Source organism: Nocardia spongicola, assembly GCF_047200775.1.
GTDB lineage: Bacteria > Actinomycetota > Actinomycetes > Mycobacteriales > Mycobacteriaceae > Nocardia.
Window position 1 is genome coordinate 60,108 of sequence record NZ_JBJZOO010000013.1, and the last position, 21,590, is coordinate 81,697.

Below are 21,590 nucleotides of genomic sequence, written 5' to 3' on the forward strand. Positions count from 1 at the left end.
CGCGGACGGGGAGGACAGCGCAGGTAGACGGAAGTGCCGTCCGCGGCGGTGGGGTGTGGATCGCACTAGGATTTCTGTACATGACGACATTCCGGCCGCTGGACACAGTGGACGATTTGATGTTCCTGCTGGCGGATTGCGCTGATGCCTGGGATATGCCCGACCGCAGTGGTGACCCGGTCGACATCCTCGACCACGACCGCCAGTGTGCCGAATTGCTGCGCCGGGACTTCCCCTCGGACGAGCAACTACAGGTGGCCGGTCTGGTCCATGATATCGGTCATAAGCTCGTCCCTGGTGACGACGCCGGTCACGGCAGGCACGGCGCGGACGCGGTCCGTGCTCTGCTGGGAGATCGAGTAGCTCGTTTGGTGGAACTGCACGTGGAGGCCAAACGTTATCTGGCGGCGACAGATTCGACACACGCGGCGAACTTGTCCGTCTCGAGTAAACGTACTCTGGTCGCGCAGGGCGGTCCCATGACAACCGCCGAGATCACCGCTTTCGAAGCCGATCCCGATTTCACCGCCGCGCTCGCGCTGCGCCGCGCTGATGACGCGGGAAAAGTTATCGGGCTCGCTGTCGCCCCAGTGGAATCCTGGCGTCCGGTCGTTACGCGTGTAGCCAAGAGTCGCTGACCGACTTATCAGGAATTTTTCCTGCTCACGGTGCGTATTCGGGCGACAACTACGTCCGGGTCTTCTCCCCGCGGACCGCGGTGGCGAGCTGGTTGGGCATCGGTTCGTGCCGGGTGTACGCGCGGGTGAAGTCCCCGGTGCCGTGTGAGATCGAGCGTAGGTCGATGGCGTAGCGGCTGAGTTCGAGTTCGGGTACCTCGGCGTGGATCCTGGTGCGGCCGGGCCCGTGTGGTTCGGTGCCGAGGACACGCCCGCGCCTGCTGGACAGGTCGCTCAGCACCGGACCGACATATTCATCGGAGATCACCACCCAGACTTCGGCGAGTGGTTCGAGCACTCTGATCCCCGCGGCTGCCGCCGCCTCCCGTAGTGCGAGCGCACCGGCGGTCTGGAACGCGGCATCGGAGGAGTCGACGGAATGGGCTTTGCCGTCGAACAGGGTGACTCGGACGTCGACGAGTGGATATCCCGCGGTCAGTCCCCGTGCCGCTTGCGCGCGGACACCCTTCTCCACCGACGGGATGAACTGTCGCGGAACAACTCCGCCGACCACTTTGTCCACGAACTCGATCCCTGACCCTTCGGGTAACGGTTCGACCTCGATCTCGCATACGGCGTACTGACCGTGTCCGCCAGATTGTTTGACATGTCTGCCGCGTCCGGTGGCCTTGCCCGCGAATGTCTCCCGGAACGCTACCGCGTAGTCGGTCACATCCACCTGCACGCCGAAGCGTGTGCGCAACCGTTCCAAGGCCACCTCACGATGTGCCTCACCGAGGCACCACAGCACCAGCTGATGGGTCTGACCATTGTGTTCCAGGCGCAGGGCCGGATCTTCCGCGGCCAGCCGGGCCAGGCTCTGGGAGAGCTTGTCCTCATCGGCTTTACTGTGTGCGCGAATGGCGACGGGCAGCAAGGGGTCGGGCATCGACCACGGCTCGATCCGCAGGGGGTTGTCGGTGGACGACAAGGTGTCACCGGTCTCGGCGTGCGCGAGCTTGGTGACATAGGCGATATCGCCCGCGATCGCCTGCCCGAGGGGGCGCTGCTGCTTACCGAAGGGGGCGGTGATCGCGCCGATCCGTTCGTCCGTCTCGTGCCCGTCCCGGCCCTGTTCCTCCAGGCCGTGGCCGCTGATGTGCACCGTGGTGTCGGCATGCAGGGTGCCGGAGAAGACCCGGACCAAGGAGACCCGGCCGACATATGGATCGGATGCGGTGCGGATGATCTCCGCGGCCAGTTCCCCGTTCGGATCGCAGCGCAGCGGATGTGGTTCGGCGCCGTTGGCCGCGATGACGGTGTGCTCGGCCGGTGTCGGAAAACCGCCGGTGATGAGCTCGAGCAGTTCGACGGTGCCCAAGCCCTGCTTGGCGCCTTCCGGTGCGGGCGCGGCGAACAGCACCGGATGGAAGCTGCCGCGCGCGACTGCCCGCTCCAGATCGGTCACCAGCGTCGCCAGGCTGATCTCTTCGCCGTCCAGATAGCGCTCCATCAGGGTCTCGTCTTCGCTCTCGGCGATGATGCCCTCGATGAGACGGTTACGCGCTTCTTCCAGTGCGGGCAGTTGCTCGGCCGTCGGCTCGCCTCGGACCTCCGTGCCGGAGGAATAGTCGCCCACACAGTGCGGCAGCAGCTCCATCATGCCGGTAACCGGCCGGTGGCCATCCGGATTCTTCGGGCCGTATACCGGAAGATGCAGCGGCAGAATGGTTTCCGAAGACCCGCCACCAAGGACGTTCCGGCAGGTCTCGGTCATCACGTCGAACTCGTCACGGGCGGTATCCAAGTGGGTGAGCACGATCGCGCGTGGCATCCCGACCGCGGCACATTCCTCCCACAGCGCCCTGGTCGTCCCTGCGATTCCCGCCGCTCCCTCGGCCGCCGAGATCACGAACAGCGCCGCGTCGGCCGCGCGCAGCCCGGCCCGCAGCTCACCGACGAAATCCGCGTACCCCGGTGTGTCCAGCAGGTTGACTTTCTTCCCCGCCCAGGCCACCGGCACCACCGATAGTTGCACCGAGCGGTGTTGGCGATGTTCGATCTCGTCATAGTCCGATAACGAGGTGCCGTCCTCGACCCGCCCGGCGCGGTTCACCGCCCGCGCGGTGAGCGCCATGGCCTCGACCAGGGTGGTCTTTCCCGATCCGCTGTGGCCGACCAAGGCCACATTGCGGATCTGCTCGGGGCGGTCCGCCGTCATCGCGCTGTTACCTGTGGGCGCTCCGTTGGTCTTGTCCACCATGCGTCTCGCTCCCTTGCCGACACCTGTGGTACATCTACCATCCCACCGGGCGTCGCCTCTCGTCCACGAATCGGAAGATCCGGGTGGTTCTACGGATCGCAAAGGTGCCGTCGACCGGCTCGGGGGCAGTGCGGACACACGGTGTGGCGATATGCGTCGGTGCCCTACCGCGGCAGGCGGCGCTATTGGTCCGTGTACGCGAACTCGTCGGCGGCGATCGATGCCAAGGCCGGGCGCCAGCGCTCCGGGCGGGCCGCGAGTTCACCGACGATATCGCGGCGATGTGGGTCGCTTCTGTATGGGTCCAGGGGGTGCCAGGACGGCCAATGGTCGTAAGCGCGGTCGACGATGATCCGGTCGGCCTCGGTACGGAACCGGATGAACAACCAGCGGCCGTGCTCAGCGTTCTCGGCGGTACGCAGTTCCCACAGGTCGAGCCTCTCGAGCGGGTGGCCTCCCTGACTCGAGATGACGCCATCCGCGACCCGGAACGACACGTCGATCGGTCCGTATCCGACAGTCTGTTCGGCGATCTGCTCGAGTACGCGTGCCAGCTGAGGCGTGCTGGGGGGTTGCTCGCGAGGCAGTTCTGTGGCCGCTCGCATGGCCTCGACCAGCAGTCTGTCGTGCTCGAACTCATTGAACTTTCGGCGGGTCCGCGGACCGGTCGGCGGCGCAGGATACGGCTCGACCGGCCTGGCGGAACCACGTGTCACCGAGGCGTCTCGCAAATACGCATACACTTCATCGAGAGCGGACGGTGCGACGAAATGCAACGCATCGAGTAACTCCCGGTGTACCGAACCGCGTTCCGCGGCTGAACACAGGTCGCGGATGGTATCCATCGCGGCATCGCCGGTTTCTTCGTCATCGCAGTCGGCGATGTCGAACGCGAAGTCTGTGTATCCGTTGACGAAATGATCTATATCGCACAGCGAGCCGAGGCAGGAGCCGGCACCGTCGTACACAGTGGTGGGTGTATGGTGCCATGCGGCGGCATCCCACCAGTACACGAAACTGACAGCGTACTGTATGACCAGCGGGTTCAGCTCTGCGATCGGTACCCAGTGGGGAGCCTGAGCCAGCGGGTCGTAGAATTCTTCAGCGATAAAGTTTTCGCTGTTGCGATCCCAACCGAACAGTACAGCTCGATCGTCGGGATATCGAACTAGGGTAGCCCAGTTTCCTCCGCCGTCATCGAAGGTGATCCGGCCATCGGCGAAATCCTTGGCCGATACATCCCCTTCGGCGAACTCCAATGCCTCCCACACTGCGATTCTCGCCCACAACGTGCTCGGCGCCGGAAAAGTCTCTGTCATACGACTGACCGTAGCGCATACTCAGGACCGGCGATCGGTACCGTATTCGGGCTGCTCGATACGGAATTCGACCAGCGGTCATGCATTCTGTTGTGTGTGGTTGCCGTGGCCCGGCCTGCCATTGCTTTGGATGATCTTCTGGCTGCGGATATCTCCCGTGACGGAAAGTCGCGTCAACAGACATCGTTGGTTACGGTCGTCCGCCCGGTTATCCGCAGTGTCAGCCGGCTCGGTGCGTATACCGTCCCGATCGGCCGTACGCGAGCCATCGGCGCGTTGATCGCGACAGCGCACATATCAGTGTGGTGAGGGCGAGAATCGCAGAGGCACCGCCGATCAGCAGAGGTATGGGATCATTCTCTTCCAGGGCGATGCCGATGATGATCATGCCGATCAGTGCGATAATTGCACTCCCCGTGATCACGGGGTTTCGGCCTCTGTGGTTGCGTCTCCACAGCGATACAGAGCCGATCAACAGTGATAGTGAAACTGTCGCGCTGAAAAACAAGAAAAACAGTAGAAAAGGCTCATAGTCGGAAATGCTGTAATTGTATTTGACATATTCTCTTACGGCCAAGAAGGTTGGCGTAGCGGCGAACAGGCTGAGGATATAAGCAAGGGCCGCGGCGGTTCTGGCGACCGCGCCGGATGGCCGTGGTGGATTGCCCATCGGTGGGGGATGCCATGGGGCGGGTGCGGCGACCGGATGTGGGATCGGACCCGGTTGGTGGTTCAGTATGGTCGGGGCCGAGCGGGGCCACGAGGCGATTGCCGGGACCGGGTGTTGGATTGGTACCGGAGGCTGGTTCAGTACGTGTGGGGCGGGAGTCGGCCGTGTGGTGGTTGGTCTGTTGTGTAGGGCGGTGATGGTGGCTGCGGCGAATTCGCCACAGTGTGTGAAGCGTTGATCACGGTGTTTGGCCATTGCGCGGGCGAGCACGTGATCGAGTGCCGGTGGTAGATCGGGGCGGATGGTGCTGAGTCGGGGTACTGGTTGGGTGAGGTGCCCGGTGACGACTTGGGCGGGGTTTTTTGAGGAGTACGGTGTTTGTCCGGTCAGGAGGGTGAAGAGGGTGCAGGCGAGGGAGTATTGGTCGGCGCGGTGGTCGATTGGTGTGCCGGAGAGTTGTTCTGGTGATGCGTAGGCGAGGGTGGCGGTGAATGTTCCGGTGGCGGTGAGGTCGGTGTCGGTGTCGAGCATGCGTGCGATGCCGAAGTCGGTGAGGATGGCGCGGGTTTGGCGGCCGGCTTCGGGTTCGGAGATCAGGATGTTGGCTGGTTTGATATCTCGGTGTAGTACGCCGCGGCTGTGGGCGTAGTCGAGTGCGCTCGCGGTGTCGGTGATGAGTCGGACGATGGTGTCCGGTGTGGTTGTGTGTGGGTCGAGTCGGGCGGCGTCGATGCCGCGGATGTATTGCATGGACAGCCACAGGTGTCCGTCTTGTGTGCCGCGGTCGTAGATGTCGACTATGCCTGGGTGGTCGAGGTGGGCGACGATGTTGGCTTCTTGTTGGAAGCGTCGTCGTAGTCCTTCGTCTTCGGATACCGCGCGGTGTAGCAGTTTGAGTGCGACCAGTCGTGGTAGGCGTGGGTGGCGGGCGAGGTAGACGATGCCCATGCCGCCTTGTCCGAGGATTCCTTCGATCTGGTAGCCGGCGAACGACTCGTGCACCCCCAACACCTGGCGGTTCCCTTCTCGATCGAGCGCATTTGGAACCAATGCAGCGTATACACCGAACGGTGCCGGGTGCCACCGGCCTCGACCCCATCCGAGGCTTCGGCGTCTATCCGAGTCGGGGTTCCGTATCGGGCGGTAACTCCGTCACGATCGCCGACTCGGGTCCGAGTCGGCGAAGACCGTGGTGTTCGGGCTGCGTACCGAGATCGTCAGGGGCGCTTGCTCGATGAGTATCGTCCGGGTGGTCGGCCGAGGTTCAGCTGCCGAAGCGGGCCAGTACGGCGCCTGCCTCTTGGGTGGCGGTGCCTTCGTGGGCCAGATGCGCCAGCTCCGGGGCGATCTCACGGCCGTGATGGGCCATGGCCTGGGCATAGAGCCGACCGGCTCGGTACGAGGAGCGGACCAGTGGGCCTGCCATCACACCCGCGAAGCCGATCTCTTCGGCCATGGCCGAGTGTTGCACGAATTCCTCCGGCTTCACCCACCGATCGACCGGGTGATGGCGCGGAGACGGGCGCAGATATTGGGTGATGGTGAGGATATCGCATCCGGCTTCGTGCAGATCGCGCATGGCCTGGGTGACTTCATCCGGTGTCTCACCCATACCGAGGATGAGATTGGACTTGGTGACCAGCCCGGCTGCGCGGGCAGCGGTCAGTACCGCGAGCGAACGCTCGTAGCGGAAGGCCGGGCGGATGCGCTTGAAGATACGCGGCACTGTTTCCAGGTTGTGCGCCAGCACTTCCGGGCGGGAGGAGAAGACTTCGGCGAGTTGGTCCGGATCGGCGTTGAAGTCGGGGATCAGCAGTTCCACGCCGGTGGCGGGATTGGAACGCTTGATGGCGCGGACGGTTTCGGCGTAGAGCCAGGCGCCACCGTCGGCCAGGTCGTCGCGGGCGACACCGGTGATGGTGGAGTAGCGCAGGCCCATGGCCTGGACGCTTTCGGCGACCCTGCGGGGTTCGTCGCGGTCGAGGGCGGCGGGTTTGCCGGTGTCGATCTGACAGAAATCGCAGCGGCGGGTGCACTGTTCGCCGCCGATGAGGAAAGTGGCCTCGCGGTCTTCCCAGCATTCGAAGATATTGGGGCAGCCCGCTTCCTCGCAGACGGTGTGCAGGCCCTCGCGCTTCACCAAGCCCTTGAGTTCGGAGTATTCCGGGCCCATGGTGGCGCGGGTGCGGATCCACTTGGGTTTGCGCTCGATCGGGGTTTCCGCATTACGGGCTTCGATGCGCAGGAGTTTGCGGCCGTTCGCGGCGCGGGCGTCGGATCCGGAGGTAGTGGCTGGAGCAGGCATAGGGGAACCAGTGGGTGCCGCAGCGGGTTCGGCCGCTGCCGCGTTGTGCGGTGTCGGGGTATCGACTGAGGTCACTCGATCGACCTTACGCTGTCGCCGCAGGCGGCTGTGGAGCAGTGCCTGCCGTGGGTGGGCGGGGAATGGTGTGCTCGGTGACCGGAAGATCACCGTCGAGGGCGCGGACGATGGCCGCGGCGGTCAATGGTTTGAGCTCGGCGACGGTCACTTCGCGGCCGAGTTCGCGGGTCAGTGTGGTGACACCGGCGTCGCGGATACCGCACGGAATGATGGCTTGGAAGCCGTCCATGGCGGAATTGCAGTTGAGCGAGATGCCGTGCAGGGCGACGCCACGCTGTACCCGGACGCCGATCGCGGCGATCTTGCGTTCGGCATACGGCCCGGTCGCGGGTAACCAGACGCCGGAACGGCCTTCTACCCGGCCACAGTCGAGGCCGAGCTCGGTGCAGACGGTGATCAGCGCCTCTTCCAGCCTGCGCACATAGGCGACGACATCGATGGGCTCGGCCAGCCGCACGATCGGATAGCCGACCAATTGCCCAGGGCCGTGCCAGGTGATCTTGCCACCGCGATCGACCTGGACTACGGGGCTGCCGTCGATCGGCAGATCCTCGGTCTCGGTGCGGCGGCCCGCTGTGTACACCGAGGGGTGCTCGAGCAGGAGCAAATGATCGGATCCGGTGCCCTCGGCGCGTTGGGCGGCGAGGCTGCGCTGCAGGTCCCAGGCGGCCTGATAGTCGATGAGTCCGAGATCCTCGACCACGATCGGGGTCGTATCCGATCGTGCGGACCGGGTCGTGCGCGTGTTGTTCACAGTCCCGACGCTACGCCCACTCGGATGACCGGTTCCAGTGCCTCGCTATGGGAACCGCCACAGTGCGGCGGCGCTGCCCTGGGGCGCGTGGAATCGCGTGTGCTGCGCACCCGGCCCTGCGGCGGATGCGATGAGGAGGACAACGTGCCGCGGGAACCATCGGTGTGGTTGAGCCACTGCCGGTGTGGATGCATACCGGCAGTGGCTCAACCGAGGTCGGTGACGTTCACGGGCAGGGTCAGTTGCATCAGGGTCAGGTCCATCCAGTGCCCGAACTTATGGCCTACTTCGGGAAGGGTGCCGACAGTGCGGAAGCCGAAGCGTTCGTGCAGCAGGATCGAGCCGGTGTTGCTCGATTCGATCGCGGCGATCATGGTGTGCACGGTGCCTGCGCGCCTGGCCCGCTCGATGAGTTCGGCGAGCAGCGCCCTCGCGATACCGCGCCGCTGGAAGCGTTCGTCCACATAGACCGAGTCCTCCACGGTGTAGCGGTATCCGGACTTGGTGCGCCACGGGCCATAGCTCGCGTAGCCGACCGGTTCGCCGTCGATTTCGGCGACCAACACCGGGAAGCCCCCGCCGCTGCGGTCGTGGAACCAGGTGACACGGTTGTCCAAACCGACCGGCTCGGTATCCCAGATCGCGGTGGAGGCGGCGATATTCGCGTTGTGGATAGTGAGGATCGCGGGCAGGTCACCGGGATGCGCGTCCCGGATGACGGTGACGGGCCCGGTATCGAGCCGGTTGCTCATCGACCGTCTCCTGGATGTCCGACGGTCGCCGCGAGCGCGGCGCCGAGCGTTGGGTGCTGGAACTGGTATCCGGCCTGCTCCAGTGCGGTGGGAATCGCTCGTGGGCCGCGCAGGAGCACCTCCTGCGCCATCTCACCGGCCAGTGTGCGCAGTACCACCGCGGGGATCACGAGCGGGACGGGCCGATGTAGCGCCCGACCGAGGGCGCGGTTGAATTCGGCGTTGGTGACCGGTGCGGGGCCGGTCAGGTTGATCGGTCCGGAGATGGTGTCGTTGGTGAGCGCGAAGAGGATCGCGCCGATCTCGTCGGCCATCGAAATCCACGGCACGTATTGGCGACCATTGCCGAGGCGCCCGCCGAGCCCGAGCGCGTACATCGGTTGCAGCATGCCGAGCACGCCGCCGGAGCGAGACAGTACGACGGCGCTGCGCAACAGCACAGTGCGAGTGCCGGATTCGGCCGCGGGCTCGGTGGCGCTCTCCCAGTCACGGCACAGTGTGGCCAGGAAACCCGAACCAGAGGGCGAGGTTTCGTCCACCACCCGATCGCTGGTTTCGCCGCCGTAGTAGTGCACTCCACTGGCATTGAGCAGGACCGGAACACCCGTGGTGACGACCATATCGGCCAGCACATCGGTTGGGGTGATCCGGCTGTCGCGCAATTCCTGTTTGAAGCTGCCGGTCCAGCGACGCCTGCCGATATTCGCCCCGCAGAGATTGACTACGGCGTCGGCACCGCGAAACGCCCGTTTGTCCACCTGGGCACGGGCCGGGTGCCAGGCGAATTCATCGGGTCCTGCGGCTTTTCTGCGCACCAATCGGACGACCTCGTGCCCGCCGCGGCGCAGTGCCGCGACGAGCGCTGTCCCGATCAATCCGGACGAGCCGGCGATCACGACCTTCATACGAGCCGAGGTACCTTCCTCACAGACCGAGATCGGCGTCGAACGCGGCTTCTTCGAGCCGGTGCCGGATCGTGGTCAAGAAGCGGCCCGCGTCGGCGCCGTCGATCAGGCGGTGATCGTAGGTGAGCGGTAAGTAGCACATCGAGCGGACGCCGATGGACTCGTTACCGGTCTCGTCGGTCACCACGACCGGACGCTTGACGATCGCACCCGTGCCGAGCATCGCCGCCTGCGGCGGAACCAGGATCGGGGTGTCGAACAGCGCGCCCTGGCTGCCGATATTGGTGATGGTGAAGGTGCCGCCTGCCAGTTCGTCCGGCTTGAGGCCACCGGTGCGGGCACGCTCGGCGATATCGGCGATGGCGCGCGCCAATCCGGCCAGGGACAGGTCACTGGCATTGTGGATCACCGGGGACAGCAGTCCCTGTTCGGTGTCGACGGCGATACCGAGATGCACCGAGGCGTGGTAGGTGATCTCCTTGGCGGATTCGTCATAGCTGGCGTTGACATTCGGGTGCGCACCGAGCGCCTCGACGACGGCCTTGGCGAAGAACGGCAGGAAGGTCAGGTTGACGCCCTCGCGCTCGCTGAATGTCGCCTTGGCCTGCTTGCGCAGCGTGGCGATCTTGGTGACATCGGCCTCGTGCACCTGGGTCAGCTGCGCGGTGGTCTGCAGCGACTCGCGAGTCTTGGTCGCGGTGATCTGGCGGATGCGGTTGGCCTTCTGCACGGTGCCGCGCAGGTGGGCCAGCTGTGCGGGAACCTCGGCCTTGGTGGCCTTCGCCGGTGCGGCGGCCGGGGTGGCCGCGGCCGGAGCTGCCGCCGGAGCCGGTGCTTTCGCGGCCTCGGCGGCGGCGAGCACATCCTGCTTGCGAATGCGGCCGCCGACCCCGGAGCCGGTGATCGTGGCCAGATCGACGTTGTTCTCCTCGGCCAGCCTCCGGACCAGCGGGGTGACGTAAGGGGTTGCGCCGTTGGTCGACCCGGCCGCTGGTGCCGGTTCAGGAGCCGGTGCCGGTTCAGGAGCCGGTGCGGGCTCGGGTGCCCGCGCCGCGGCGGGTTTCGGTGCGGGAGCAGGGGCGGCGGCCGGTTTCGGCTCCGGTTCCGGTGCCGGTTTCTCGGCAGTCGCCGGTGTCCCGCTGCCGATCACACCGAGTCGGCCGCCGACCGATACGACATCGTCCTCCTGCGCGGTGATCTCCAGCAGGGTGCCCTCGACCGGCGAGGGGATCTCGGTGTCGACCTTATCGGTGGAGACCTCCAGCAGCGGCTCATCGATGGCGACCTGGTCGCCGACCGACTTCAGCCAGCGGGTGACGGTGCCTTCGGTGACAGACTCACCGAGTTCCGGCATGGTCACGGGGGTGCCTTCGGCGGGCTGTGCCGAGGCGGTCTCGGTGCTGGGTGTGGTGTGGTCGGGTGCCGCGGCGGCCTCGGGTTCCGGGGCGGGTGCCTGTTGTGCGGGGGCGGCGGCTTCCGGGGCGGGTGCGGGTGTGTCGGTGGTGGTCGCGCCCGGTTCGCCGATGACACCGAGTTCGCCGCCGACTTCGATGACGTCGTCTTCTTTGGCAATGATTTTCGACAGCACACCCGCCGCGGGGGAGGGGATCTCGGTGTCGACTTTGTCGGTGGAGACCTCCAGCAGTGGCTCGTCGACCTCGACCGTGTCTCCTTCCTGCTTCAGCCAGCGGGTGATGGTGCCTTCGGTGACGGACTCGCCGAGTTCCGGCATGGTCACGGAGGTGCCTTCGGCGGATGGCGCCGATGCGGCTCGGTCGGGTGCCGGAGCGGTCTCGGGTTCTGGGGCGGGTGCCTGTTGTGCGGGGGCGGCGGCCTCTGGGGCGGGTGCGGGTGTGTCGGTGGTGCTCGCGCCCGGTTCGCCGATGACACCGAGTTCGCCGCCGACTTCGATGACGTCGTCTTCTTTGGCAATGATTTTCGACAGCACACCCGCCGCGGGGGAGGGGATCTCGGTGTCGACTTTGTCGGTGGAGACCTCCAGCAGTGGCTCGTCGACCTCGACCGTGTCTCCTTCCTGCTTCAGCCACCTGGTCACCGTTCCCTCGGTGACGCTCTCACCAAGAGCGGGCATCTGGACGGAGAAGGCCATGTCCGTTGACTCCTCTGACTGCTCGACGGGTTCTACAACAGTTGATCTCGCTGCGGACGCCCGTCGCGGGTCGCGACGCTCGTCCGGAAGCCACCGATAATCATGCGTGGCACCGGAGATCCGTGCGGTTCTTGTACCGCGGTCCATCCTTGCACTCGCGCGCAAACTGTGTAGAGCAGGGCGGCGAACTGTACAGAGCTGGCAGTATGGGAAGACCGGCGGTGAACATTCTCCGGTGCTGGAAAGGAGGTCGGCGTCGGTGGGATTGCTGGATCGTTTCCGTGGCAGTGTTGCCCGAGCAGGCGGCGCGCTACGTGGGGGTTCTCCGGATGGGCAGGAGGCTCGTTATCTGTCCGAGTGGGTACGCGCGCGCATCGGTGTCGAAGGTTATATCGAACCGAAGACTATGGTGACAGATGTCACAGTAGTGCTTATTGCCGCCGATGGTGAATGGACGCGCCGGATCGTGGGGGAACGAGGGGCGCAACGGCTTGCCAAAGACTTGCGTATCCCTGTCTACGACGTGCGTAAAACCGGGTATCCCCAGCGGATGCGCGATTACGATGCGCGCAAGCGGATAGCGCAACGGCGTGCGTTCGAGGCGGAGCTGCGTGATCTGTAGACCCGTGATCCGACAGCCCCGCGTGCGGTAGGCCGGGGCATCGCCAGGGGAGGCGATGCCCCGCGCGGTCACTCCGCGGCGATGTCCTCCAGTACGGCGATCAGGGTGCGCACCGGGACACCGGTGCCGCCCTTGCCGATGTAGCCGAATGGGCTGCCGGTGTTGTATGCCGGACCGGCGACATCCAGGTGGGCCCACTGCACGTTCTCGGGGACGAATTCCGCGAGGAAGAGCCCGGCCGCGAGCATGCCGCCCCAGCGGTGTGGCGTGACATTGGCCAGATCGGCGATCTTGGATTTCAGATCGGCCCGCAGTTCGCCGGGAAGCGGCATGGCCCAGCCGTTCTCGCCGACCGTACGGGAGATGTGGGCGACGCGGTCGCGGAACTCCTCGGTACCCATCACGCCTGGCGTGCGGGTGCCGAGCGCGACCATCTGCGCACCGGTCAGTGTCGCCACGTCGATGAGGTAGTCGGGCTCGTCTTCGCCGGCCCGGACGATCGCGTCGGCCAGGATCAGGCGGCCTTCGGCATCGGTGTTGATCACTTCGACAGTGGTGCCACCGTATTGGGTGAGCACGTCACCGGGACGTTGTGCGGTAGCCGAGGGCATATTCTCGGCCATGGGGACCGTGGCGGTGACGGTGAGCGGCAGGTTCAGCCGAGCGGCAAGCAGCGTCGCGGCGATCACCGCGGCCGCGCCCGCCATATCGGAGGTCATGTTCTCCATGTTCTGTGCGGGCTTGATGGAGATGCCGCCGGTGTCGAAAGTGATGCCTTTGCCGACCAGTGCGACCTTCTTCGGGCCACCCGTATAGCTGATCCGGATCAGGCGTGGTGGCCGGGAGGACCCCTTGCCGACTCCGAGTACGCCGCCGTAGCCGCCCGCTTCCAGGGCCTTCTCGTCGAGTAATTCGACGGTGAGGCCTGCTGCTTCGGCGAGCTCCTTTGCACGGGAGGCGAACTCGGCGGGGAACAAGTGACTGGGCGGGGTGTTCACGAAATCTCGTGCTGTGGCTACCGCTTCGGCGGTGAGCTGGGCGCGGGACAGCGCCTCGGCGCCGACTCCTGGCTCGGGCACCAGCAACTCGACACGGGCTACCGGACGCTCGTCGGGCTTGGGTGCGGATTTGTCCGATCGGAATGGTGTGAACGAGTAGGCGCCCAGATAGAAGCCTTCCGCGGCGGCGGAGAGGTCGAGGCCGGACAGGGTGGTCACCACCAGTGCTGTTCCGGTGAGTGCGCGCGCGGCTACCCCCGCCGAGCGGCGAATTTGCTCCGCATCGAGTTTGTCGGGGGCGCCGAGGCCGACGGCGAGCACGCTGGAGACTCCATCCAGCCCGGCCGGGGCGGGGATCCGGTTCAGCTCCTCGGCCTTGCCCTTCGCGCCCACCGCGCCGAGTTGGTCGAGCAGTTCAGCACGGATCTCGGTGGTGAGCACGTCGCTGAACAAGTCATCGGGCGCGATGGCCGGACCATCTTCCGAGGAGGTCACCCCGATGACGAGCACATCGGTGTCGACACCGATGTGTTCGGTGCATGCCAGTTCCGGTCCGAGTGAGCGATCTGCGACAGCGGTCATCGGCCTAGGCTATGCGCTCGGGCTGTCCGGTCGCTTCCCGGTGCCGCGCCGCGCTGCCGCCGCGCCGGAGTTCCGCTGTGTTCACGCGTGGATCGTGGCTGCCGGTCGGCCCCGATAAGCTCGGTTGGTGACCGAGACGAACCTCCTGCAAGGACCCATTCACGCTGTGCACGCCGAGCTGGGTGCCACCTTCGCGCCGTTCGGCGGCTGGGAGATGCCGGTTTCCTACGCCGGGACCGTGGCCGAGCACCGAGCTGTCCGCACGACGGTCGGGCTGTTCGATGTCAGCCACCTCGGCAAGGCCACGGTGCGCGGGCCGGGAGCCGCGGCCTTCGTGAACTCGGCGCTCACCAATGACCTCACCCGGATCCGTCCGGGCAAGGCGCAGTACACGCTGTGCTGTACGCCGGAGGGGGGAGTGATCGATGACCTCATCGCCTACTACGTGAGCGATGACGAGATCTTTCTTGTGCCGAATGCCGCCAATACCGCCGCGGTCGTCGCGGAACTGCGCAAGACCGCGCCGGAGGGTGTTGCCGTCGCCGCCGAGCACCGTGACTACGCCGTATTCGCCGTACAAGGTCCGCGCTCTGCCGAGGTGCTGACCGCGCTCGGCCTGCCGACCGACCTCGAGTACATGGCCTACGCCGACGCGGAATGGGATGGTCGTCCGGTTCGGGTATGTCGCACCGGCTACACCGGCGAGCACGGATATGAGCTACTGCCGCGCTGGGACGATGCCGAACCGCTGTTCCGCGCCTTGGTCGAGCAGGTGCGTGCCGCCGAGGGCCAGGTTGCCGGGCTCGGCGCCCGCGATACCTTGCGTACCGAGATGGGTTATCCGCTGCACGGGCACGAATTATCGCTGGAGATCTCGCCGGTACAGGCACGCTGTGGCTGGGCGATCGGCTGGAAGAAGCCGGATTTCTGGGGCAAAGCTGCTCTGGAACAGGAGAAGTCGGCAGGTCCGCGCCGAATCCTGCTCGGCATCAAAGCGCTCGATCGAGGTGTGCTCCGGCAAGGGCAGAAGGTATCGCACGCGGGTGTGCCGGTGGGTGAAACCACCTCGGGCACCTTCTCACCGACTCTCGAGCTCGGTATCGCGCTGGCCCTGTTCGATACTTCGGCGGGCATCGAGCCAGGCACCGAGGTCGAGGTCGATGTCCGTGGTCGCCTGCTTCGCTGTGAAGTCGTACGTCCACCTTTCGTCCAGCCGAGCACCAAATAGCCGGGTCGGTACGCACCCGCGGTCCGGCGCCGAGCATCCGTAGCGGCGGTCGGTGCCGGTTCGGGGAGTCGCTTGCCATACCGGGCGGGAGCGGGGGATATGGGTGGTATCGACCATGGGCGGTACGGATAGGATCGTCGCCATGACCGCTGCCGCACAGTTCACCCGTGTTCCGCATCCCGCGCCCGCTCCGGCGCAGCGGCGACAAGAGGTACTGGCGGAGCCGGGTTTCGGGCGGTACTTCACCGACCACATGGTCTCGATCGATTGCATCGATGGAGCATGGACGAACGCCGTGGTGGAACCCTATGCCCCGCTGGCATTGGACCCGGCGACGATGGTGTTCCACTACGGTCAGGCCATCTTCGAAGGGCTCAAGGCCTATCGCCAGGGTGATGGCAGCGTTTCCTGCTTCCGTATCGATGCCAATGCCGCGCGGTTCCGTCGTTCGGCCCGGCGGATGGCGATGGCCGAGCTGCCGGAGGAGCTGTTCATCGAATCGGTGCGGCAACTGCTCGAGGTGGACCGCGACTGGGTGCCCGCGGCAGGCGGTGAGGAATCGCTGTACCTCCGGCCGTTCATGTTCGCCACCGAGGCGGGGCTCGGCGTGAAGCCTGCCGCGTCCTACAAGTACCTGCTGCTCGGCTCGCCCGCGGGAGCCTACTTCCCGCGTGGGGTGAAGCCGGTGCGGGTCTGGTTGTCCACCGAATACGTGCGTGCCGCACCTGGCGGCACCGGTGAGGCGAAAGTGGCGGGGAATTACGCGGCCTCGTTGCTGGCTCAGGCCGAAGCGTCGGATAAGGGCTGCGATCAGGTGGTGTGGCTGGACGCCTGTACGCGCCGCTATGTCGAGGAGATGGGCACCAACAACCTGTTCTTCGTCTTCGGGTCCGGCTCAGAGGCCCGTCTGGTCACCCCTGAGCTGTCCGGCTCCCTGCTGCCCGGTATCACCCGCGATTCGTTGCTGACCCTTGCCGCGGATTCCGGTTTTTCGGTCGAGGAGCGCAAGGTTTCCGTGGAGGAGTGGCGCAAGGGCGCCGAAACCGGTGAGATCACCGAGGTTTTCGCCTGCGGTACCGCCGCGGTGATCACCCCGGTCGGCTGGGTTCGTTCCGAGCAGGGTGAGTTCACCATCGGCGGTGGCGAGCCAGGGGAGATCACCATGGCCTTGCGGGACACGCTGACCGGTATCCAGCGTGGCACCTTCGCCGATATCCATGGGTGGATGCGCCGGATGTGATCCGGCGCAGGTGCTTCAGCCCGGCATGAGCATGCGCCACTGCTCCAGAGTCTGCGGTCGCATCACGTAGTTCGTGTCCCGGATAGCCGATAACGCGGCGCTGGGTTCTTCGGAATACCAATGCCCCGGATAGACCACCGGATCGCCTGCGAGTCCGGCCAGGTAGCGCAAGCTGCGGAACATTTCGTCCGAATCGCCGCCGGGGAAGTCGGTGCGACCGCAGCCGTCGACGAACAGGGTGTCGCCTGCGATCAACCGATTGTCGAACAGAAAGCACTGGCTGCCAGGAGTGTGTCCGGGCGTGTGGAGTAATTCGATATCGAAAGCACCGACGGTGATCTTGTCGCCGTGCGCATGACCGGTCAGTTGGCTTTCGGCGATATCGGTGACCCGGGCCACCCATGGCAGCTCTTCGGCGTTGACATGGACCGGAACATCGGTCTTTTCGAGGAGTTCGCGCACACCTCCAAGGGTGAAGCCGAGCATCGTGCCGCCGACGTGGTCGGGGTGGTGATGCGTCGCGAGCACGCCGGTGAGCCGCAGGCCTGCTGCTTCGGCGATGTCAACCAGGTCACTCGCCGCATAGGCCGGATCGATCACCACGCACTCGCCCGTTTCCCGGTCGCCGATCAAATACGCGAAGTTACGCATCTGCGTCGCGATCGGATCGCCTACGGCGTAGTCGCGTCCAGATAACAACTGGCGAAAGTACAGGCGTTCAGACATGCCGCCCACCCTATTCTCCGGCCGGGATCGTCCTGGTACCGCGGTGGGAAAGGGGTCAGCCGGGAAGAGATAACACGACCGCGCTCAGCGCTACCGCCGTTTCCACCGCGGCACCGAGTACATCGCCGGAGAGCCCACCGAAGCGACGGACGCAGTGGCCGACCAGAACCGCCGCGGCGGCCAGGGCGAGGACCACGGCCAGCGGCCCGAGCCACGGTCGATCCGGTACGGCCGAGACCGCCACGGTGACCGTTGCCACAGACCACGCCACCGCGACGAACGCCGATTGGGTGCCCGCGACCAGGGCACCGAATCCGGTGCCGGGTGCGGCGGTGCTCGCCCTGCAGGCGAGTACCGCGGCGACCCGGCCGGTCATGACGGCGAGTACCACCCCGAACCACCGGCCGGAGTCGGCCAAGGCCGCGAACGACATCGCTGGTATCCCGATGGCGAACACGATTCCCGCGACGCCGAACGGTCCGGCTCCGCCGCTCTTCATGATCTGCCGCGCCCGCTCGGGAGGTCCGTAACTGCCGAGTCCGTCCATGGTGTCGGCGAGCCCGTCGAGATGCATGCCTCTGGTGGCCAGCGCCAGCCCGCCGACCGCGAGCAGTCCGGCCAGTGCGGCACTCGCACCGGCTTGAACGAGGACCCACAGCAGCCCCGCCGCGCCCGTTCCGAGTAATACCCCGACCACCGGCGCCAACCGGATCGCCGATCCCGCCGCCGTGCGATCGACGACATCCGGTCCGCGGATCGGCAGTACCGTGAGCCAGGAAATCGCCAATCGCAGCCCGTTCATCCCGTATCTCCCGTGGTCTTTCGAGCCGGTACCGGCCGGGCCTGGTGTGCCGAGGTGCCCGGGTCGTGCTCTCGTGGGGGCAATGCGGGCCGCGGACTGTTCACTTCCGCAGGTCGGGTGTGGATTGTGTTTGTTCGGCCTCGGCGGTGCTGACGCCGGCCTCGGCGAAAGTGGACATATCGGCGAGAGTCGCCACAGCAGCCCGGAGCAATGGGAGGGTGCTGAGTGCGCCGGAGCCCTCACCGAGACGCATGCTCAGATCGATCACCGGTTCCAGGCGCAGGTGCCGCAGTCCGAGGGTATGCGCGGGTTCGGTGGAACGGTGGCCTGCCAGCCACCAGGCCTTGGCGCCCCCGGCGAGGTCTTCGGCAACCATGGCCGCCGCCGTGACGACGACGCCGTCCAGAATGACGGGCGTGCGCCGGACCGCGGCTTGGGCGAGGAAGGCGGCAGCCGCGGCGAAATCGGCGCCTGCGGCGACCCGGAGGAGTTCGACCGGGTCTTTCACCACCGGCCGCGCGCGGCGCATCGCATCGCGGAGGGCGGCGACTTTGCGGATCCAGCCCGCGTCATCGATTCCGGTGCCGCGGCCGACCGCGGCAACCGGTTCGGTATCGGTGAGCGTTGCGATGAGCACGGTGGCCGGTGTGGTGTTGCCGATGCCCATATCGCCCGCGATCAACAGATCGGCGCCCGCATCGATTTCCTCGTCGGCGATCGCGCGACCCGCGGCGAGCGCCGCCTGTACTTCCTCGGTGGTGAGCGCGTCCGCACGATCGATCGACCCGCTGGAGCGACGCACCTTGTGCTCCGAGATATGCGGGTCGGTATCGGCATCGACGGAGATATCCACCACCCGGACCGTCGCGCCTGCCACGTCCGCGAGCGTGTTCACCGCGGCGCCACCGCCGAGGAAATTCGCCACCATCTGTGCGGTGACCTCGCTGGGATACGCCGATACCCCATGCCGCGCGATGCCGTGATCTCCGGCGAACACCACGACACGGGCACGTTCGAACTGCTTGGGCGGGCAGCTACCCTGGCAGGCCGCCACCCAGTTGCCCAGCTCCTCCAATCGGCCCAGCGCCCCAGCCGGTTTGGTCAGTTGTGCCTGCCGCTGCTCGGCCGCCGCACGGCACTCTGCGTCCGGGGGTGTTACCGGTCCGAATCCGTGCGTCACTATCGAGCCTTTCGGTCATACGGTTTCTGCCGACTACGCCGCCCAATCTTGCCATTGCGCGGTCGCGTCGAGGGGCCACCACCCTCCCGGTCTCCCTCCGTGGGTGTCATACCGCGAACGATCGGCCGTGAAGTGCGAAAACGACCACATCGAGCTGTTACAGTCCCGGATGACGCAGCTGTGCTCAGCTTCCTCGCGCCGGTTCGGATCCGGATGAAGGTGGTGCACGTTCCGGTCGACCGGGGTAGCGGAGCATCCGGATGAGAGTGTTCGGTATGCCCACTGCGGCATGCCTAGGGATGACGACGCATTCCGATATGGAATGGCTCCGATATGGAACGGCAACGGCCGGATACCACCTGGGAGAGAACGTGTCGCGAGAATTGCCTCGGCGGACTGCGCTGAAGGGGCTGACTGCGCTCGCCGGAGCCGCTTCGCTCGGTGGGGTGTCTGCCTGCGGCCGATCCGCGCCTCCCGGTTCCACCGAGCGGACCGAATTGACCGGGCAGGTGGTGCGCCCGGATGACCCCGACTATGCGTCGGCGCGCAGGTACTGGGACGAGTTGTTCGATTCCTCGCCACGAGCGCTGGTGTTCTGCCGGAATACCGAGGATGTGGTCAATGCCCTCAGATACGCACGGGAGAACGATATCCCCTTCCGGGCCCGCAGCGGCAGGCACTCGCTGGAAGGGTGGTCATCGGTCGACGATGGCATCACTATCGATGTCAGCTCGCTGAAGTCCGTCGAGATCGATCCGCAGGCGATGACCGCGACGGTCGGCACCGGGCTGACCCAAGGTGAGTTGGTCGATGCGCTGGCGCCGTACGGTTTTCCCACCGGAGACGAGGCCACGGTGGGGTTGGGTGGTTTGATTCTCGGCGGTGGTATCGGTCTGTTCTGCCGCAGGATGGGCGTCGCGTGCGACAATCTGCTCTCCGCCGAACTCGTGATCCCCGAGGGCGATTCGGGTGCGAGAATCGTGCGGGCCGATGCGGAGCGGAATACCGATCTGCTGTGGGCCTGTCGCGGCGGTGGAGGCGGGAACTTCGGTATCGCCACGGAGTACGAGCTGCGTATTCATCGGATTCCCGAGCAGCTGGGAACCTGGCAGGTGCGCTGGCCGCTGGACGCGCTCGCGCGGGTGCTCGATACCTGGCAGCGCTGGGCGCCTGCGGCGGATGAGCGGCTGAGCTCGGTGTTCAATGCGCAGCGTGCGTCTCCGAGCCTCACGGTCGGCGGCACCTTCCTCGGGCCCGCCGACCAGGTACGCCGGATGGTCGGGCCACTGTTGCAGATCCCAGGGGCGGATTTCGAGGTGGCGGCCATGAGCTACGTGGATTATTTCCATGCGGAGAACGCGAACCCACGCCGGTTCCGCAGAGCGAAATACACGCCGATGTGGGTGCACGACCCGCTGCCACCGCAGGCCCGTGAGCAGATCAGCGCGATGATCGCCGACGCGCCGAGCCCTGACTGCAGCTTCTGGGCACTGAGCTGGGGTGGCGCGGTACGCAGGCCGCCCGAACACGGCGCTGCCTGGTACTGGCGGGACCCGATTTTCTATGCCGAGCCCGGCGCCACCTGGAACGGGGCGGAGGCCGACAGCGCGCATATCGCGTGGATCGAACAGTTCCGGGGTGCGCTCCAGCCGTTCTTCCACGGTGGGTATGTGAATGTCCCCGACCGATCGATCGCGGACTGGGGCGCGGAATACTATGGTGCGCATTTCGATCGGCTCCGGGCCGTCAAGGCCGAGTACGACCCGCATGAGGTTTTCACCTTCGAACAGAGCATTCCCCCGCTGCGCTGATCAGCCCCGTGTGATCGGGCGGCTACCGGATCCCGATGCTGTCAACGCAGCCGCTGGGGCAGGCCGGCGATGACGAAGAAGACCTCGTCACAGACCTGGGCCAGGCGCTGGTTGAGGAGGCCTATCTCGTCTCGGAACAGGCGACCGGAGCGTGTCGCGGGGATGACGCCCATCCCGACTTCCGGGGTCACGATCACCAGGGTGCCCGGATAGGCGGCGACCGCCGCGACCAAAGCGTCGGTATCGGGCGAGAGGGTGCCGCGCGGCGCGTCCCAGGCTCCACACGCATCGATGCGTGCGGTCAGCCAGGTTCCGATGTCATCGATCAGCGTGACTGGCGGTTGTCCAGGCTGCGCCGCGGCCGCGGCGAGCACCTGCGCCGGGTCGGTGCTCTCGACGAGTGACCAGTGCGCGGGCCTGCGGCTGCGGTGTCCGGCGATCCGTGCGGCGAAATCCAGGTCGTCCGGATCGGGTACCGCGGTGGCGAGATAACGTACCGAGCCGCCAGCCTCGGCGGCGAGATTCTCCGCGAATGCCGACTTACCGGACCGCGCGCCGCCGAGAACGAGAGTACGACGTGGCGTTGCGGGCGGAGAACTGTGCGGCACAGGTGCACGGTATCAATCGG

The 21,590-nt window shown here is 66.0% G+C and carries 18 protein-coding genes; 5 read left to right on the forward strand and 13 right to left on the reverse strand.

What is annotated here, in order from left to right:
- The first annotated feature begins 80 nt into the window (after positions 1-80).
- On the forward strand, positions 81-638 hold the full coding sequence (locus ACL02S_RS19510; RefSeq protein ID WP_412803897.1) for an HD domain-containing protein: 558 nt from the start codon (positions 81-83) through the stop codon (positions 636-638).
- Between the two features lie 49 nt (positions 639-687).
- On the opposite strand, the gene ACL02S_RS19515 is transcribed toward ACL02S_RS19510, so the two are convergent.
- The 8 genes from ACL02S_RS19515 to sucB form a co-directional block, all read right to left on the reverse strand.
- Positions 688-2,880, reverse strand: a complete 2,193-nt coding sequence (locus ACL02S_RS19515; RefSeq protein ID WP_412803898.1) for an elongation factor G-like protein EF-G2 — start codon at positions 2,878-2,880, stop codon at positions 688-690.
- A gap of 182 nt (positions 2,881-3,062) precedes the next feature.
- Positions 3,063-4,199 carry a hypothetical protein gene (locus ACL02S_RS19520; protein ID WP_412803899.1) on the reverse strand — a complete coding sequence of 379 codons (1,137 nt, stop codon included), beginning with the start codon at positions 4,197-4,199 and terminating at the stop codon, positions 3,063-3,065.
- 220 nt (positions 4,200-4,419) lie between these two features.
- The gene (locus ACL02S_RS19525; protein WP_412803900.1) at positions 4,420-5,880 is read right to left on the reverse strand and encodes a serine/threonine-protein kinase; all 1,461 of its coding nucleotides are present in this window, start codon (positions 5,878-5,880) and stop codon (positions 4,420-4,422) included.
- A 253-nt stretch (positions 5,881-6,133) separates the two neighbouring features.
- Positions 6,134-7,174, reverse strand: a complete 1,041-nt coding sequence (lipA, locus tag ACL02S_RS19530) for a lipoyl synthase (RefSeq protein ID WP_412803938.1) — start codon at positions 7,172-7,174, stop codon at positions 6,134-6,136.
- A gap of 85 nt (positions 7,175-7,259) precedes the next feature.
- Positions 7,260-8,006: a lipoyl(octanoyl) transferase LipB gene (gene lipB / locus ACL02S_RS19535; protein WP_412803901.1), complete on the reverse strand. Its 747-nt coding sequence runs from the start codon at positions 8,004-8,006 to the stop codon at positions 7,260-7,262.
- A 206-nt stretch (positions 8,007-8,212) separates the two neighbouring features.
- Positions 8,213-8,758 (reverse strand): GNAT family N-acetyltransferase, encoded by a 546-nt coding sequence (locus ACL02S_RS19540; protein WP_412803902.1) that lies wholly within the window; start codon positions 8,756-8,758, stop codon positions 8,213-8,215.
- Positions 8,755-9,663 (reverse strand): TIGR01777 family oxidoreductase, encoded by a 909-nt coding sequence (locus ACL02S_RS19545; protein WP_412803903.1) that lies wholly within the window; start codon positions 9,661-9,663, stop codon positions 8,755-8,757. Before ACL02S_RS19545 ends, ACL02S_RS19540 begins: the two co-directional genes overlap by 4 nt.
- A gap of 19 nt (positions 9,664-9,682) precedes the next feature.
- Entirely contained in the window at positions 9,683-11,773 is a 2,091-nt protein-coding gene (gene sucB / locus ACL02S_RS19550) for a 2-oxoglutarate dehydrogenase, E2 component, dihydrolipoamide succinyltransferase (protein WP_412803904.1), read from the reverse strand.
- 259 nt (positions 11,774-12,032) lie between these two features.
- On the opposite strand from sucB, the gene ACL02S_RS19555 reads away from it, so the two are divergent.
- Entirely contained in the window at positions 12,033-12,395 is a 363-nt protein-coding gene (locus tag ACL02S_RS19555) for an oxidoreductase (protein WP_412803905.1), read from the forward strand.
- Between the two features lie 68 nt (positions 12,396-12,463).
- On the opposite strand, the gene ACL02S_RS19560 is transcribed toward ACL02S_RS19555, so the two are convergent.
- A complete protein-coding gene (locus tag ACL02S_RS19560) occupies positions 12,464-13,975 on the reverse strand; it encodes a leucyl aminopeptidase (RefSeq protein WP_412803906.1) in 1,512 nt (503 codons plus the stop codon).
- A 127-nt stretch (positions 13,976-14,102) separates the two neighbouring features.
- Between ACL02S_RS19560 and gcvT the strand changes: the two genes are divergently transcribed.
- Positions 14,103-15,203 carry a glycine cleavage system aminomethyltransferase GcvT gene (gene gcvT / locus ACL02S_RS19565; RefSeq protein WP_412803907.1) on the forward strand — a complete coding sequence of 367 codons (1,101 nt, stop codon included), beginning with the start codon at positions 14,103-14,105 and terminating at the stop codon, positions 15,201-15,203.
- A 142-nt stretch (positions 15,204-15,345) separates the two neighbouring features.
- The gene (locus ACL02S_RS19570; RefSeq protein ID WP_412803908.1) at positions 15,346-16,443 is read left to right on the forward strand and encodes a branched-chain amino acid aminotransferase; all 1,098 of its coding nucleotides are present in this window, start codon (positions 15,346-15,348) and stop codon (positions 16,441-16,443) included.
- A 15-nt stretch (positions 16,444-16,458) separates the two neighbouring features.
- On the opposite strand, the gene ACL02S_RS19575 is transcribed toward ACL02S_RS19570, so the two are convergent.
- From ACL02S_RS19575 to cobT, 3 genes are all read right to left on the reverse strand, one after another.
- The gene (locus tag ACL02S_RS19575; protein ID WP_412803909.1) at positions 16,459-17,169 is read right to left on the reverse strand and encodes an MBL fold metallo-hydrolase; all 711 of its coding nucleotides are present in this window, start codon (positions 17,167-17,169) and stop codon (positions 16,459-16,461) included.
- Between the two features lie 55 nt (positions 17,170-17,224).
- Positions 17,225-17,971, reverse strand: coding sequence for an adenosylcobinamide-GDP ribazoletransferase (locus tag ACL02S_RS19580; RefSeq protein WP_412803910.1), 747 nt, complete (start codon positions 17,969-17,971; stop codon positions 17,225-17,227).
- Positions 17,972-18,071: 100 nt separating this feature from the next.
- Complete coding sequence (gene cobT / locus ACL02S_RS19585) at positions 18,072-19,151, reverse strand: nicotinate-nucleotide--dimethylbenzimidazole phosphoribosyltransferase (protein ID WP_412803911.1); 1,080 nt, start codon at positions 19,149-19,151, stop codon at positions 18,072-18,074.
- Between the two features lie 371 nt (positions 19,152-19,522).
- On the opposite strand from cobT, the gene ACL02S_RS19590 reads away from it, so the two are divergent.
- Positions 19,523-20,962, forward strand: coding sequence for an FAD-binding oxidoreductase (locus ACL02S_RS19590; RefSeq protein WP_412803912.1), 1,440 nt, complete (start codon positions 19,523-19,525; stop codon positions 20,960-20,962).
- 41 nt (positions 20,963-21,003) lie between these two features.
- Here the strand turns inward: ACL02S_RS19590 and ACL02S_RS19595 are convergent, their stop codons facing one another.
- On the reverse strand, positions 21,004-21,570 hold the full coding sequence (locus tag ACL02S_RS19595; protein WP_412803913.1) for a bifunctional adenosylcobinamide kinase/adenosylcobinamide-phosphate guanylyltransferase: 567 nt from the start codon (positions 21,568-21,570) through the stop codon (positions 21,004-21,006).
- Between the last annotated feature and the right edge of the window lie 20 nt (positions 21,571-21,590).

Excerpts from the sequence above, each read along its gene's own strand:
- ACL02S_RS19510 (WP_412803897.1), top strand. The coding sequence starts at position 81 with ATGACGACATTCCGGCCGCTGGACACAGTGGACGATTTGATGTTCCTG.
- ACL02S_RS19515 (WP_412803898.1), bottom strand. The coding sequence starts at position 2,880 with ATGGTGGACAAGACCAACGGAGCGCCCACAGGTAACAGCGCGATGACG.
- ACL02S_RS19520 (WP_412803899.1), bottom strand. The coding sequence starts at position 4,199 with ATGACAGAGACTTTTCCGGCGCCGAGCACGTTGTGGGCGAGAATCGCA.
- lipA (WP_412803938.1), bottom strand. The coding sequence starts at position 7,174 with ATGCCTGCTCCAGCCACTACCTCCGGATCCGACGCCCGCGCCGCGAAC.
- ACL02S_RS19540 (WP_412803902.1), bottom strand. The coding sequence starts at position 8,758 with ATGAGCAACCGGCTCGATACCGGGCCCGTCACCGTCATCCGGGACGCG.
- ACL02S_RS19545 (WP_412803903.1), bottom strand. The coding sequence starts at position 9,663 with ATGAAGGTCGTGATCGCCGGCTCGTCCGGATTGATCGGGACAGCGCTC.
- sucB (WP_412803904.1), bottom strand. The coding sequence starts at position 11,773 with ATGGCCTTCTCCGTCCAGATGCCCGCTCTTGGTGAGAGCGTCACCGAG.
- ACL02S_RS19560 (WP_412803906.1), bottom strand. The coding sequence starts at position 13,975 with ATGACCGCTGTCGCAGATCGCTCACTCGGACCGGAACTGGCATGCACC.
- ACL02S_RS19570 (WP_412803908.1), top strand. The coding sequence starts at position 15,346 with ATGACCGCTGCCGCACAGTTCACCCGTGTTCCGCATCCCGCGCCCGCT.
- ACL02S_RS19575 (WP_412803909.1), bottom strand. The coding sequence starts at position 17,169 with ATGTCTGAACGCCTGTACTTTCGCCAGTTGTTATCTGGACGCGACTAC.
- ACL02S_RS19580 (WP_412803910.1), bottom strand. The coding sequence starts at position 17,971 with ATGAACGGGCTGCGATTGGCGATTTCCTGGCTCACGGTACTGCCGATC.